The organism is Staphylococcus agnetis (genome assembly GCF_002901865.1).
GTDB classification, from domain to species: domain Bacteria; phylum Bacillota; class Bacilli; order Staphylococcales; family Staphylococcaceae; genus Staphylococcus; species Staphylococcus agnetis.
Map to the genome: position 1 here is coordinate 38,428 of NZ_PPQF01000004.1, position 13,679 is coordinate 52,106.

Consider the following 13,679-nt stretch of genomic DNA (forward strand, 5'->3'; position numbering starts at 1 on the left):
ACTCCTTTAAATATCATAGATAATATTATAGCATTTTTAAGACTGATATTCTAAGTAACACCTTGGGATTTATAGGAAAAATTACATAAAAAAAGCAAGCGATAAACTGCACGTTAAACGTTCACTTTATCACTTACTTTTTTACTTTATTTTTAATGCTTCGTCTCAATATCCATTCGTTCTAAAATCATTGTATATGCATCATTTCCCCACTGAAGTGAGCGTTTCACTCGAGAAATCGTCGCAGTAGATGCGCCAGATTCAGCTTCTATTGTTGCATAAGTGTAACCTTGTTTAATCATCTTCGCGACTTGTAGGCGCTGTGATAACGATTGGAGCTCATTTACTGTACATAAATCATCAAAAAATTGATAACATTCCTCGCGTGTTTCTAGTGTCAAAATTGCATCAAATAATTCATCTAATGCTTGTCCACGTAACTTTTCAATTTGCATGGTATACAACCCCTATTTTTTATATGTTTAAGGATATTTTAACGAATTAATACATTAAAGTGTAGTATTTTTATGCTAAACCTACTCTTTTAAATATTGTATCAACTTGATTCAAGTGATGTCTAGGGTCAAAACAAGCATTCAGTTCATCTTCTGATAATTTTTCTGTAATTTTAGCGTCCCCTTCAACAAGTGTTCTAAATGGGGTCTTTGTTGCCCAAGATTCCATTGCTTTAGGTTGTACTGTATCATAAGCCTCTTCACGTACCATACCTTTATCAATTAACGCTAATAACACACGTTGTGAATAAATGAGACCAAACGTTTTATTCATGTTTTCTGTCATGTTCTCTTCATAAACTGTTAAACGATCAACAATGTTAGTAAAGCGATTCAACGCGTAATCAAGTGCAATTGTCACATCTGGTAACATAATTCGTTCTGCTGATGAATGTGAAATATCTCGTTCATGCCAAAGTGCCACATTTTCATACGCTGTTGTAATGTAACCACGAATCACTCGCGCTATACCAGTAATGTTCTCTGAACCAATAGGATTACGTTTATGAGGCATTGCAGATGATCCTTTTTGACCTTTCGCAAATGCTTCTTCAACTTCACGTGTTTCTGTTTTTTGTAAGTTTCTAATTTCAACTGCAAATTTTTCAAGCGAAGTAGCAATAAGACTTAACGTCGCAATGTAGTATGCATGACGATCACGTTGTAACGTTTGAGTAGAAATCGGTGCTGTCCCAATACCTAAATGCTTACATACATAGGCTTCAATTTCAGGCGGGATATTAGCGAATGTTCCTACCGCTCCACTCATTTTTCCAACTTCAATTTCTTCTCGTACGCGTTTGAAACGTTCAAGATTGCGCTGCATTTCTGCATACCATAACGCCATCTTTAAGCCAAATGTAGTTGGTTCAGCATGCACGCCATGCGTACGTCCCATCATTAATGTATACTTATATGCTTTCGCTTTGTTTGCTAGGACTTCTATAAATCGTTCCAAGTCTTTTTCGATAATGTCATTTGCTTGCTTAACTTGGTAACTTAGTGCAGTATCGACTACATCTGTTGAAGTGAGCCCGTAATGCACCCATTTACGCTCTTCACCAAGTGTTTCAGAAACTTGACGAGTAAAGGCAACGACATCGTGGCGTGTCTCTAATTCGATTTCTTGAGCACGCGCAACATCGACTTTCGCATGTTCACGAATTTTTTTTACGTCTTCTTTAGGTATCTCTCCTAACTCACTCCAAGCTTCACAAGCTAAAATTTCAACTTCTAACCATGCCTCATAGCGGTTTTGATCTGTCCAAATGTTTGACATTTCTTTTCTTGAATAGCGTTCAATCATTATAAAATCTCCTAACTTGTTTTTTCGTATGCTTACACTTCTAACATAAAATTGTATTCAGTCACATTATAGCAAACGGACATCATATGTACATTATCTATATAAACAGATATAACGTTCGGAATCAATCCATTTATTTATATTTATCCTAAAATATTTTTCGTAAAAACTACTAAAAACGAACGTTAACGGATTCTCAAACAAAAACATACGCATTTAAAAAGAGACGTCAACGCTAGCGTTTGAATCGTCTCTTAATTAATGTTAATGACTCATTTTCTTCCCAGTAAAAATAATTTCCTGTTTTAAAACGTCAATACTGCCATCTTTATTCTCTTTGAAGACTGGTTTTTCATAACGTTTAATTGGCATATAACCAGCCTCTTTCATGCGCAATAAACACGCTTCTATCGTTTCGCCGTCTTCTACTTTAAATTTCATCTGTGTCATACGCCTTCACTTTCTTACTTCGAACACCTTTAACCCAGAATCCACCATGTATATTACGTGGCTCATAAGCAATGATAAACGCTTTCGGATCCAATGCTTTAATTGTATCCATTAATTTGAGCTCATAGCGCTTCGGCGTTAAAATTTGCATGACAAGGCGATCACCATCTCGACCATGAGCTGCAAAGTGTGTGACTCCATAGCCTAAATCTCTAAGTTGTCTTGGGATGTCCAATTCATAATCTGCCGTAGTAACATTTACAACAGAATAGCCTAATGCTAATTTTTCTTCAATTTTCATACCTACAATAATACCTACTGAAAAACCTAATGCGTATGCGATGACGTTTTGAAATTGATCTAGTCCTGACATTACCATACCTAAACCAATAACATAAACTAAAACTTCAACAAAACTTAAAGCCGCTGCATAATATCTATACCCTTTCAGTGTTAATATTAGGCGCATCGTTAGCGCAGTTACATAGGCAACATTAATTAGAAATATTGCCAATATGAGTAGTAAAGGGTTATCATTTATCGCACTCATAACTTACCTCACTTCTTGAAATTTAGCTCATTGTATCAGGATTTATTTCAAATGTCATTAAAATTTTTATTTTGGCCATGTATATCGTGTATATGCTAATTCACGTTTGTGCGCATTACGTACATATAAATCTTCAATTCTTGTGGCCGCTTGTTGTGACACTGCTTTCCCCTCTAAATAGTCATCAATTTCCTGATACGTGACACCTAAAGCCGTTTCATCTGGTAATTGTGGTTTGTCATCTTCTAAATCTGCAGTTGGTGTTTTTTCATAAAGATGAGCAGGTGCATTTAAGTGTTGTAACAATTGTCGCCCTTGACGTTTGTTTAGTCCGAATATAGGTGCAATGTCAGCAGCACCGTCTCCATATTTCGTGAAAAATCCTGTAACATTTTCTGCAGAATGGTCAGTCCCAACAACGATACCACCTGTATGCGACGCAATTGAGAATTGAACTTTCATTCTTTCTCTTGCTTTCTCATTACCTTTTTGAAAATCTGTTAACGTGATACCTGCTTGTTTTAAAGACGCAACACTTTGGTCTACGGCAGGTTTAATATTCACTGTAATCGTTTTATCAGGTTGGATAAATTTGAGTGCGTCATCTACTTCATCTGCGTCTCGTTGAACGCCATAAGGTAGTTTTACAGCAATAAATTCATACGTTTTACTACTATTTTCATTGAGTTCATTTACCGCAAGCTGCGTTAATTTACCAACTAATGTAGAGTCTTGACCTCCTGAAATGCCTAATACAAGCGTGCGAATAAAAGAATGAGACGTCACATATGCTTTAATGAAATGTTTTATCTCTTCGATAGTCTTAACGACATCTATTTCAGGTTGTACTTTCATTTCATTCACAATAATCGTTTGCATTTTACTCATGTTCATGTTCTTCCTCCATTTCTTTCACATGTTCAGCTACTTCGAAAATGCGACGCTGTTTATTTTCCCAACATGCGGTACTTAAATCAACTGGATATTCTTCAGGATTGAGATAGCGTTTATTTTCATCCCATAGTAGCTCTAAATTCTGTTGTAAAAAAGTTTTAGCATCATTTTCACTTGGTAAGTCATAGACACATTTTCCGTTTATAAAAATATCGTGATGTAAGTCAATCGCTTTAAACTTTTTAATATATTTCATTTTGTAAGTATGAATAGGATGGAACATTTTAAGTTTCGTTGTTTCATTAGGATTTTCATGATCCAATGTAATATAATCGCCTTCTGATTTATTTGTTTTCGTATTAATAATGCGATATACACGTTTTTTTCCTGGTGTTGTTACTTTTTCAGCATTGTTTGAGAGTTTTATACGGTCTACAAGTTGGCCATTGTCATCTTCGACAGCGACCATTTTATATACAGCACCTAATGCAGGTTGTTGATATGCTGTAATTAATTTCGTACCTACACCCCAGCTGTCAACAGTAGCTCCTTGTGCTTTTAAACTAGAAATGGTTTCTTCATCTAAATCGTTAGACGCGATAATTTTGGCATCAGGAAAACCTGCTTCATCTAACATTTTACGCGCTTCTTTTGATAAGTATGCAATATCTCCAGAGTCAAGGCGTATTCCTATGAAATTAATTTGATCGCCTAATTCTTTTGCGACACGGATTGCGTTGGGTACCCCTGATTTTAACGTGTGAAATGTGTCTACTAAAAACACACAATTTTTATGACGTTCTGCATATTTTTTGAAAGCAATGTACTCATCTCCATACGTTTGAACAAATGCATGAGCGTGTGTGCCGGAGACAGGTATATTAAATAATTTACCTGCTCTCACATTACTCGTAGCATCAAAACCACCAATAATCGCTGCTCTTGCCCCCCATACAGCCGCATCAAGTTCATGAGCACGTCGTGTACCAAATTCCATTAACGTATCATTTGGAGCCACTTGCTTAATTCTGCTTGCTTTAGTTGTAATTAACGTTTGGAAATTAATAATATTTAATAAAGCTGTTTCAATCAGTTGAGCTTGGATAAGTGGTGCTTCAATACGCATTAAGGGTTCGTTCCCAAAACATAGTTCTCCCTCCTGCATAGAACGAATATGCCCTGTAAATTTAAGTTCTTTTAAATAATTTAAAAAATCCGCTTCATACCCTATGTCTTTTAAATAAGCTAAATCCGTATCAGAAAAATGGAGATGATTGATAAAATCTATTACTCTTCTCAATCCATTAAAAACGGCATAGCCACTTTCGAAAGGCATTTTTCTAAAATAAAGATCAAAAATAGCTGTACGTTCATGAATACCGTCATTCCAATAAGATTCAGCCATATTAATTTGGTATAAGTCGTTGTGTAACATTAAACTATCATCTTGATATTGGTACATATAATTTCTCCTCGTCCTTTTAGTCATATCTATGATATAACACTTTTAGACTATGTTTGCCATCTTTTAATAAGAACATCGACAAAAATATGACAATTAATACAATTTTTCTAAAGATTTTTCATTTATCGATTATAATGAACGGTGAGGTGGTACGATGTTAAAAGAGGCAATATCATTTATAACGCAATATTATGAGGAAACGAATCAACCTCATTACAAAAAGTTAGAGCGCATTAAAGAGGTTGAACATGACATTAATACAACGGGCTTTTATCACCATACATCAGAAGAATTAATTTATGGCGCGCGTCTCGCATGGCGCAATTCAAATCGTTGTATCGGTCGCTTGTTTTGGGAAAGTTTAAAAGTTCAAGATGCAAGACATATTAAAGACGAACCAGCATTTTTAAATGCTATCACTACTCACATCGAAAAAGCTACGAATCATGGTAAGATCGTACCATATATTACAATTTTCGCCCCCTCATTTGAGGATTCACCGAAAATTTTTAATCATCAGTTGATTCGATATGCCGGTTATGAAAATAAAGGGGATCCCGCTGAAAAGAATATCACACAACTCGCCGAACATTTAGGTTGGCGTGGCACTCACAGTGACTTTGATATCTTACCACTTATATATCAACTTCCTGACCAACCAATCAAATATTTTGACTACCCAAAATCACTTATTTTGGAAGTGCCCATTCGACATCATGCATACCCTAAAATAGAACAGTTAAATTTAAAATGGTATGCCGTGCCAATTATATCCAGTATGGACTTGAAAATTGGCGGTATCACATACCCAACAGCGCCTTTTAACGGTTGGTATATGGTTAATGAGATTGCCGTTCGAAACTTTATTGACCCTTATCGATACAACTTAATGCAACCTTTAGCAGACGCAATGGATTTTGATACGTTAAGAAACAGTAGCTTCAATAAAGATCGTGTATTAGTTGAAATAAATGATGCTGTCTACCAATCTTTTAAAGATAATGGTGTCTCTATGGTAGACCATTTAACAGCGTCCAAGCAGTTTGAAAAATTTGAAGCGATAGAAAGCGCTAAAGGTCGTACAGTGACAGGAAAATGGTCGTGGCTTGCACCACCATTATCGCCTACTTTAACGCCTAATTACCATCATGGATACGATAATACAATGCGTGAAACAAACTTTTATTATAAAAAAAAGGACCCGAGTGGGTGCCCTTTTCATTAGATTTGTGTAAAATAAGGACAAACATTCACGAGTGAGGTGAGGTTATGTCCTTATTTTATTTAGGACCCAAAGGCACTTTTTCATATTTAGCTGCCTTAAAATATGAGAAAGACCTTAATCAATTAATCCCAAAAGAAAATCTTTATGAAGTCATTCAAGCTGTACAAGCAAATCCTCAATCAAAAGCAATTGTCCCTATTGAAAATGCAATAGAAGGTACGATTAACGTGGTCGCGGATAACCTAGTTGAACATGATTTAACAATCATTAAAGAAATTCATTTAGATATAGAGTTTTCGTTATACACCCAATCAACTACAAGTTTAGAGGATATTACTCGAGTGTATTCTATTGGACCAGCCATTAGCCAAACCCAAAAATTCATTCACGAACGACAGTTAGACTACGCGTATGCACAAAGTACGGTAGACGCATTAAAATATATTAATGCCACTACAGCTGCAATTGCCCCCAAAGGAAGTGGTGAGGCTTATGGTTACGTCCCGCTCATCGAAAATATTGAAGATTTCCCACATAATATGACACGTTTTTTAGTATTAACTCGTGAGGCTACTGTACCGAATAAAGGTCATCAATGCATGCTCATCATTACGCCAAGTTATGACAAACCTGGTTTGTTAGCAAGTATTTTAAACACTTTTGCTTTATTTAATGTGAACCTAAGTTGGATTGAATCTAGACCATTAAAAACGCAACTAGGCATGTATCGCTTTTTTGTTCAATGCGTCTACCCTAGTGATGAGGATATGCATAAAATCACAACCATTTTAGAAACGCTCGATTTTGAAATCCGTCATTTAGGTCGTTTCGATGCATAATGCCATACATAGTTGATATAGAAAACCTCCAAATTTAAATCCCCCTTCAATATGTTGAAAGGGGATTTATATATATTCTCTCATTTAGTTTAGATGCTCTTGATAAAGGTTTTCTACGTCTTTTTGATTAATATCAGGGAGATTTTCATTGTTGTGGATATAAATATCTGTAGAACCTGTTAATTGGATTGGATTATTTTCTCCCGAAAAAGTATTGTGCAAAATATCTATATTCTGATGAGGCGCATCTTTATGACTGCGTATGTGCAACGTATCTAGCATTTTTGTGTTTTGAATATCATTGTGAATAAATATTAAATCTTTGCCCCCCTCTTTACCTTCTATGCGTCCATCAAACGACACCATATGCTTCCCTTTGTAAACGCCTAAATAGCGTAATACGCCAGCACAGTTGATAAACGAATTATAAGCAATAAATAAATTTTTAGCTTTTAAAGGGGTGAGTGCATACGATTGAGTACCTTCAAATACATTATGTTGGATGACGATGTTCTCATAATAATGAAAAAGTCTGCTAGCATGTGAGCCAATTGCGCGATTCCACGGTCCCATGTTACCCTCACCAGAATTGCCAAAATAACAATTTTCTATTACTACATTTTTAGTAATTGTACCGTCATTGACACCAAATTTTGGAAAAGCACCCTCAATGAACAAATCAAGTTGAATGGCTTCTGAAAACCAACGATCCCCTGCATAATCAGCAAAACCTAAAAATGCACAATCATGTATGTGTACCCCATCTAAGCCACAAGCATCAATACCATGACCACCAACAATATTTTTAAAAGTAACATGAGATACTTCTATTTCACGTGCATGCCCTAAACACATGGCGGTATTGTTATAGGGACATTCCGTTCCATTCATATCAAAAGTACCGCCTTCAATTTTAATATAGCCATTCCCTTCATAACGATAATATTTTTTACGACTTGATCCATTTTTCAATAATGCATCACGCCCTTTACGTAATAGCACCGCTTCATCATCAAGTTTTAGGGTTGTATTTTGATATATTTTTAAAGCTTTCGCAATATGATATTCACCTTTAGGTATATAGACCGTACCACCCCCATTTCTAGCCACTACATTTAATGCACGTTGAATGCCATAAGTGTCAAACCATTTATTTTTTGTTTTAGCGCCAAAATTTTTAACATTTTTTAACATTGGTCTAGTATCCTTCCATATTTAGGTTATACTATAATCATCTCTGATTTATAGATAGTATACCCAATTTTAGGAGGACATTATGTCAAAAAGAGCTTTAATCGTAGTTGACTATTCTAATGACTTCATCGCAGACAATGGAAAATTGACTTGTGGGGGCGCTGGTCAAGCCATCGAGGGGTACATTGTAGATCGCATTCAACATTATCATGATAAAAAAGAAAATATCTTTTTTATGATGGATTTACATTTTGAAAATGATCCTACCCACCCAGAGTCTAAAAGTTTTCCTCCACATAATATTATCGGTACTGAAGGACGAAAATTATACGGACAAGTCGGTTCAGTATTTCAAACAATTGAACATGAAGAACATGTATTTTTTATAGATAAAAGGCGCTATGATTCTTTCTTTGGCACACCTTTAGATACATTACTTAGAGAAAGAAAAATCGACACTTTGGAGATAGTAGGTGTTTGTACAGATATTTGTGTGTTACACACAGCATCTACTGCTTATAATTTAAATTATCAATTAGTCATTCCTAAAGATGGCGTAGCATCATTCAATGAATTAGGACATGAATGGGCACTTGCTCATTTTAAAAATACTTTAGGCGCAACGGTGGAATAACATACGTGTGCCATGCTAAAATATGTAATAAATCAATAGTAAAGATATAAGGAGTTTATCAAATGACAACATATATTTTCGGACATCAAAATCCAGATACAGATGCCATCACATCAGCGATTATTATGGCAGACTTTGAACAACTTCACGGCAACAAAGACGCTAAAGCATATCGCTTAGGAAATGTTGCTCCTGAAACACAATATGCTTTAGATTATTTTAATGTTGAAGCACCAGAACTTTTGACAGATGATTTAACTGACCAAGAAGTGATTTTAGTTGATCATAATGAATTTCAACAAAGTGCTGAAACGATTAATAAAGCAAAAGTTAAACACGTTATCGATCATCACCGTATTGCGAACTTCGAAACAGCTGGACCACTCTATTACCGTGCAGAACCAGTAGGCTGTACAGCTACAATTCTTTACAAAATGTACAATGAACGTGGTTATGACATCAAACCTGAAATCGCAGGATTAATGATTTCTGCAATTGTCTCAGATAGTCTTTTATTTAAATCTCCAACTTGTACAGAACAAGATGTGAATGCAGCACGTGCGCTTGCAAGCATCGCTAATGTAGATGTTGATCAATATGGTCTTGATATGCTTAAAGCAGGTGCTTCTACAAAAGATAGCACAGAAGAGCAATTACTTAACAAAGATGCGAAATCATTTGATATGGGTGAACGTACAGTACGTATCGCACAAGTCAACACTGTAGATATTGATGAAGTTATCGCACGTCAAGAGGCTTTAGAAAATGCAATGAATAAAGAAATCGCAGATCATAACTATACATCATTTATTTTAGTAGTCACTGACATCTTAAATAGTAATTCAAAAATCTTAGTGACTGGCGCAGATACAGATAAAATTGCTAGTGCTTTTAACACAACACTAGACAACAATACTGCATTTTTACCTGGCGTAGTGTCACGTAAGAAACAAATCGTTCCTCAAGTTACCGACGCATTATCATAAAAAATATCGAAGGTGATATGATGTCAATTCAAGTCAATGAAGGTAATCATAAATTTTATATCGGAGACGACGCGCAAGCACCCGATGCAGAAATTACCTATACATTTGTAGATGCTCACACAATAGATGTGAACCATACATTTGTTGATCCGAGTTTAAGAGGACATGGTGTCGCAAAACAATTATTTAATGCTGTCATTAAAAAGGCGCAAGAAGAAGACTTAAAAATTATTCCTTCTTGTTCTTATGTGCATGCTCAATTTGAACGAGATGCATCACTTGCGCATTTAAAAAAATCATAACGCTAACGGTTGAGACATAAATGTATTTGCAATGTCTCAACCTTTTTTATCATTTATAGGAGGGATAGATTTGAATTATCAAATGCTTTTCGACGCATCTCAAACATACTTTAAATCTCAAGCCACAAAGCCTCTCGCATTTAGAAAACAAAAACTAAAATCCTTAAAAAAAAATATTAAGTCCCATGAAAAAGCGTTATATCAAGCATTAAAAGATGATTTAGGAAAGCACGCAGTAGAAGCTTTCGCAACTGAAATTGGTTATACGTTAAATTCCATTAATCATTATCGTAAAGATCTCAAAAAATGGGCGCGTAAACGTGCCATTGAAACACCGTTTTACTTATTTCCAGCAAAAAGCTTTTTAATGAAAGAGCCTCTAGGCACTGTTTTAATTATTGGACCGTTTAATTATCCTTTTCAACTTGTAATGGAACCTCTAATTGGCGCAGTCGCTGCTGGGAATACGGTGATAGTAAAACCTTCAGAATTAACCCCTAATGTCTCTAAAGTGATTCAATCCATCATAGAAGCAACTTTTGAAGAAACGCATGTCACAGTTGTACAAGGCGGTAAAGACACACTTCAATCATTATTAACATTACCTTTTGACCATATCTTCTTTACAGGGAGTACAAAAGTAGGTCAAATCGTTTATGAAGCTGCCAGCAAGCATCTGACACCGGTTACTTTAGAATTGGGAGGTAAATCTCCAACGATTATCGATAAAACAGCAAATTTAAAAGTAGCTAGTGAACGCATTTGTTTTGGTAAATTTATGAATTTGGGGCAAACGTGTGTAGCTCCAGATTATGTCCTCATTGATGAAACCGTTAAAGATGAATTTATCGATGCAATGCGTACCACGTTAAAAGAATTTTATGGAAAACATCCTGAAAAAAGCCAAGATTTGGGACGCATAGTGAATCATAACCACTTTGAACGTCTTTCTTCTTTGTTAACTGAACATGAAAATAATATTGTCATTGGTGGAACTAAAGATGTTGCTTCTAGATTTATAGAACCAACAGTATTAGACGATATTCATCCTTCAGATAAAATTATGCAAAATGAAATATTCGGCCCTATACTCCCTATCGTCACTTATCAGTCATTTAATGAGGCATTAGCATGGTTACAAACCTTACCTAAACCGTTGGCGCTATATGTTTTTACAGAAGATGAAAATACATCAAATTTAGTTTTAGACACACTCTCTTTTGGTAGCGGGGCTGTCAACGATACGCTTTTACAATTAGCTAATCCAAAATTACCATTTGGTGGTGTGGGCGCATCAGGTATGGGACGCTATCATGGAAAATATACATTTGATACATTTACACACGAAAAGCCTTACATTTTTAAAACTACAAAACTCGAAACAGGTATTTTATTTCCTCCATACAAAGGAAAATTTAATATGATTAAACAATTTTTCAACAAAAATAAATAAAGTTAATACTACAAAGCCTTCAAAACGCATGTTGTTATGCATTTTGAAGGCTAATTGAATTTCATAATATAGATTGCATTAATGAAACAAATGATTTTGAACTAAGTACTTATCCATCTATAGTGACAAATTTCACACAAACCCCTTCTGGGGCAGATGATGTGTCATCACACTTAGTCAAAATGCCGGTCTCTTCATTACGTTCAAACACAACTACGTTACTTTCATCCTCTTGATGAGCTACGACAACATGTTGACCTGATGGTGAAAGGTTAAAATCTCTAGGGAAACTGCCTCCTGTTGAAACGAAATCAACTAAACGCAACTGTGCACCATCTTGTAAAATTTCGAATATGGCAATGCTATCATGCCCACGATTACTAATATACATAAACCGTTGATCATCTGAAATATGAATCGCTGCCAGTTTCGTTGGTTGTAAATAGGCATCTGGAATCGTCAAATGACGCTCAATTTCTTTAAATTGTCCATCTTGATACGACATGACCACAACAGTATTTGATAATTCGTTTACGACATAACCATACGCACCAGTTTTATGGTATGCAATGTGCCTTGGACCATCGCCCGGAAGCATTTGAGTACGGTGCGCAACTTCTAATCCTTTTTGACCGAAATGATATGCAACAATTAAATCTGCACCTAAATCGACAGCGACAGCATATTTATGTTCAGGCGTGACTTCTAAATAGTGCACATGTGATTGGTCCTGACGTTCTACATTTGGCCCTTTAGGATATTCGTGGTACACTTCTTCGATTAAACGCAATATTTTTTGAGAAGATTTATCAAATTCATATATGCGTGCAATACCATCTCCATATACCGCTTCAAAAATATATTGACCATCGGGTGAGAATGACACATAACAACCTGACCCTTTAAGTGAATCTAAACATTCACTTACTTTTTCCAACTTACCGTCATCTTTAATATTAAATGTGGCTATCCCACTATGCGTATCATTTTTTGTAATCGCCACTAAAGTGTTCTCATATATATCAAAGTATGTAGATGCATTAATTTCATACGCTGTTTCAAGTTTAGAGATGTGATTGGTCTGCTCATCTAATTCAAAAAAGTATAATCCTTTACCATTTTTTTTAGTATAAGAGCCAATATAACCTTTTGATGCCATATGATTTCCTCCTAAAATATATTTAATCCTTAACTATAGTTTATCAAAAAGCTGGTTACTGGTATATCATGAAGATAAAATATGTATTTCACCTCTATTTACAAACCAAGATTCTCCAGTCGGCGTTACACCTTTCATACCTTCAAAATATTTCTCACCTAACACGTTCAAAAGATAGTTAGAACACAAATTACTTAAGCAATATGTTCGAGATGCATCAAAATGTTCATTTCGATATAAACGTTTTAACATTCGTGAAAAACCTAACGCATTTGAAAACACGAACCATAAATCTGGCTCATGCTCAACAAAAGCGCGCTCAAATTTCTTCATATTTTTACTATGATCATTCCATTTGACAATTTTAACGACATAAGGATAAGCCCCTTGTTGCTCCAAATAGTCTTCCAATTGCGCTTTAAACTGCTCTGCACTCTCTATTAAAGTAGGATCTTGGCTGACACCAATCGCAATATTACGCGCATAAATATGTTTGTCAAAGATACGCTCAATGATTTTTTGTGGCATAGGTTTTGTTAAATGTTGATTTCTAAGTTGAAGGTCTATCTGTTTTACTTGAATAGATGTTTGTTGATTTAATTTATATGAAACGAGTACATTTTGACTTTGATACAAAATCATCACCTTACCCTTTATTTAAAAATTATTCAACAAAACTTATATAATGTAGATAGATAGTTATGCAT

The 13,679-nt window shown here is 35.2% G+C and carries 15 protein-coding genes; 6 read left to right on the top strand and 9 right to left on the bottom strand.

What is annotated here, in order from left to right; genetic code table 11:
• Positions 1-152 precede the first annotated feature (152 nt).
• From CD172_RS00320 to CD172_RS00345, 6 genes are all read right to left on the bottom strand, one after another.
• Complete coding sequence (locus tag CD172_RS00320) at positions 153-455, bottom strand: YerC/YecD family TrpR-related protein (RefSeq protein WP_037566960.1); 303 nt, start codon at positions 453-455, stop codon at positions 153-155.
• 70 nt (positions 456-525) lie between these two features.
• Positions 526-1,821, bottom strand: coding sequence for an adenylosuccinate lyase (gene purB / locus CD172_RS00325; protein WP_103345113.1), 1,296 nt, complete (start codon positions 1,819-1,821; stop codon positions 526-528).
• A 264-nt stretch (positions 1,822-2,085) separates the two neighbouring features.
• Positions 2,086-2,262, bottom strand: a complete 177-nt coding sequence (locus tag CD172_RS00330) for an NETI motif-containing protein (RefSeq protein ID WP_103345114.1) — start codon at positions 2,260-2,262, stop codon at positions 2,086-2,088.
• Positions 2,252-2,821 carry a DUF2179 domain-containing protein gene (locus tag CD172_RS00335; protein ID WP_037566962.1) on the bottom strand — a complete coding sequence of 190 codons (570 nt, stop codon included), beginning with the start codon at positions 2,819-2,821 and terminating at the stop codon, positions 2,252-2,254. Before CD172_RS00335 ends, CD172_RS00330 begins: the two co-directional genes overlap by 11 nt.
• A gap of 66 nt (positions 2,822-2,887) precedes the next feature.
• The gene (nadE, locus tag CD172_RS00340; RefSeq protein WP_060552495.1) at positions 2,888-3,709 is read right to left on the bottom strand and encodes an ammonia-dependent NAD(+) synthetase; all 822 of its coding nucleotides are present in this window, start codon (positions 3,707-3,709) and stop codon (positions 2,888-2,890) included.
• Positions 3,702-5,177 carry a nicotinate phosphoribosyltransferase gene (locus CD172_RS00345; RefSeq protein WP_103345115.1) on the bottom strand — a complete coding sequence of 492 codons (1,476 nt, stop codon included), beginning with the start codon at positions 5,175-5,177 and terminating at the stop codon, positions 3,702-3,704. Before CD172_RS00345 ends, nadE begins: the two co-directional genes overlap by 8 nt.
• A 157-nt stretch (positions 5,178-5,334) precedes the next feature.
• Between CD172_RS00345 and CD172_RS00350 the strand changes: the two genes are divergently transcribed.
• Together CD172_RS00350 and CD172_RS00355 are read left to right on the top strand one after the other, a co-directional pair.
• On the top strand, positions 5,335-6,405 hold the full coding sequence (locus CD172_RS00350) for a nitric oxide synthase oxygenase (RefSeq protein ID WP_060551449.1): 1,071 nt from the start codon (positions 5,335-5,337) through the stop codon (positions 6,403-6,405).
• A gap of 44 nt (positions 6,406-6,449) precedes the next feature.
• Positions 6,450-7,244 carry a prephenate dehydratase gene (locus CD172_RS00355; protein ID WP_103345116.1) on the top strand — a complete coding sequence of 265 codons (795 nt, stop codon included), beginning with the start codon at positions 6,450-6,452 and terminating at the stop codon, positions 7,242-7,244.
• An 84-nt stretch (positions 7,245-7,328) separates the two neighbouring features.
• On the opposite strand, the gene CD172_RS00360 is transcribed toward CD172_RS00355, so the two are convergent.
• The gene (locus tag CD172_RS00360) at positions 7,329-8,438 is read right to left on the bottom strand and encodes a glycosyl hydrolase family 28-related protein (protein ID WP_060551451.1); all 1,110 of its coding nucleotides are present in this window, start codon (positions 8,436-8,438) and stop codon (positions 7,329-7,331) included.
• A gap of 82 nt (positions 8,439-8,520) precedes the next feature.
• Here CD172_RS00360 and CD172_RS00365 point away from each other — a divergent pair, with 82 nt between their 5' ends.
• The 4 genes from CD172_RS00365 to CD172_RS00380 all read left to right on the top strand — a co-directional run bounded on the left by CD172_RS00365 (position 8,521) and on the right by CD172_RS00380 (position 11,813).
• Positions 8,521-9,072, top strand: coding sequence for a cysteine hydrolase family protein (locus CD172_RS00365; protein ID WP_037566971.1), 552 nt, complete (start codon positions 8,521-8,523; stop codon positions 9,070-9,072).
• A gap of 62 nt (positions 9,073-9,134) precedes the next feature.
• Complete coding sequence (locus CD172_RS00370) at positions 9,135-10,058, top strand: manganese-dependent inorganic pyrophosphatase (RefSeq protein ID WP_037566973.1); 924 nt, start codon at positions 9,135-9,137, stop codon at positions 10,056-10,058.
• A 20-nt stretch (positions 10,059-10,078) separates the two neighbouring features.
• On the top strand, positions 10,079-10,360 hold the full coding sequence (locus CD172_RS00375; protein ID WP_060551452.1) for a GNAT family N-acetyltransferase: 282 nt from the start codon (positions 10,079-10,081) through the stop codon (positions 10,358-10,360).
• Between the two features lie 64 nt (positions 10,361-10,424).
• On the top strand, positions 10,425-11,813 hold the full coding sequence (locus tag CD172_RS00380; RefSeq protein WP_234022041.1) for an aldehyde dehydrogenase: 1,389 nt from the start codon (positions 10,425-10,427) through the stop codon (positions 11,811-11,813).
• Between the two features lie 109 nt (positions 11,814-11,922).
• Here CD172_RS00380 and pglS read toward each other — a convergent pair whose 3' ends face one another.
• Both pglS and CD172_RS00390 read right to left on the bottom strand, forming a co-directional pair.
• Positions 11,923-12,972 (bottom strand): 6-phosphogluconolactonase, encoded by a 1,050-nt coding sequence (gene pglS / locus CD172_RS00385; protein WP_103345117.1) that lies wholly within the window; start codon positions 12,970-12,972, stop codon positions 11,923-11,925.
• A 66-nt stretch (positions 12,973-13,038) separates the two neighbouring features.
• Positions 13,039-13,614: a hypothetical protein gene (locus CD172_RS00390; RefSeq protein WP_103345118.1), complete on the bottom strand. Its 576-nt coding sequence runs from the start codon at positions 13,612-13,614 to the stop codon at positions 13,039-13,041.
• Positions 13,615-13,679: the final 65 nt, after the last annotated feature.

What these genes read in the sequence shown, in the direction of transcription:
- CD172_RS00320 (WP_037566960.1), bottom strand. Translation starts at nt 455, where the DNA reads ATGCAAATTGAAAAGTTACGTGGACAAGCATTAGATGAATTATTTGAT.
- CD172_RS00345 (WP_103345115.1), bottom strand. Translation starts at nt 5,177, where the DNA reads ATGTACCAATATCAAGATGATAGTTTAATGTTACACAACGACTTATAC.
- CD172_RS00330 (WP_103345114.1), bottom strand. Translation starts at nt 2,262, where the DNA reads ATGAAATTTAAAGTAGAAGACGGCGAAACGATAGAAGCGTGTTTATTG.
- CD172_RS00390 (WP_103345118.1), bottom strand. Translation starts at nt 13,614, where the DNA reads ATGATTTTGTATCAAAGTCAAAATGTACTCGTTTCATATAAATTAAAT.
- CD172_RS00365 (WP_037566971.1), top strand. Translation starts at nt 8,521, where the DNA reads ATGTCAAAAAGAGCTTTAATCGTAGTTGACTATTCTAATGACTTCATC.
- purB (WP_103345113.1), bottom strand. Translation starts at nt 1,821, where the DNA reads ATGATTGAACGCTATTCAAGAAAAGAAATGTCAAACATTTGGACAGAT.
- pglS (WP_103345117.1), bottom strand. Translation starts at nt 12,972, where the DNA reads ATGGCATCAAAAGGTTATATTGGCTCTTATACTAAAAAAAATGGTAAA.
- nadE (WP_060552495.1), bottom strand. Translation starts at nt 3,709, where the DNA reads ATGAGTAAAATGCAAACGATTATTGTGAATGAAATGAAAGTACAACCT.
- CD172_RS00370 (WP_037566973.1), top strand. Translation starts at nt 9,135, where the DNA reads ATGACAACATATATTTTCGGACATCAAAATCCAGATACAGATGCCATC.
- CD172_RS00350 (WP_060551449.1), top strand. Translation starts at nt 5,335, where the DNA reads ATGTTAAAAGAGGCAATATCATTTATAACGCAATATTATGAGGAAACG.
- CD172_RS00335 (WP_037566962.1), bottom strand. Translation starts at nt 2,821, where the DNA reads ATGAGTGCGATAAATGATAACCCTTTACTACTCATATTGGCAATATTT.
- CD172_RS00360 (WP_060551451.1), bottom strand. Translation starts at nt 8,438, where the DNA reads ATGTTAAAAAATGTTAAAAATTTTGGCGCTAAAACAAAAAATAAATGG.
- CD172_RS00355 (WP_103345116.1), top strand. Translation starts at nt 6,450, where the DNA reads ATGTCCTTATTTTATTTAGGACCCAAAGGCACTTTTTCATATTTAGCT.
- CD172_RS00375 (WP_060551452.1), top strand. Translation starts at nt 10,079, where the DNA reads ATGTCAATTCAAGTCAATGAAGGTAATCATAAATTTTATATCGGAGAC.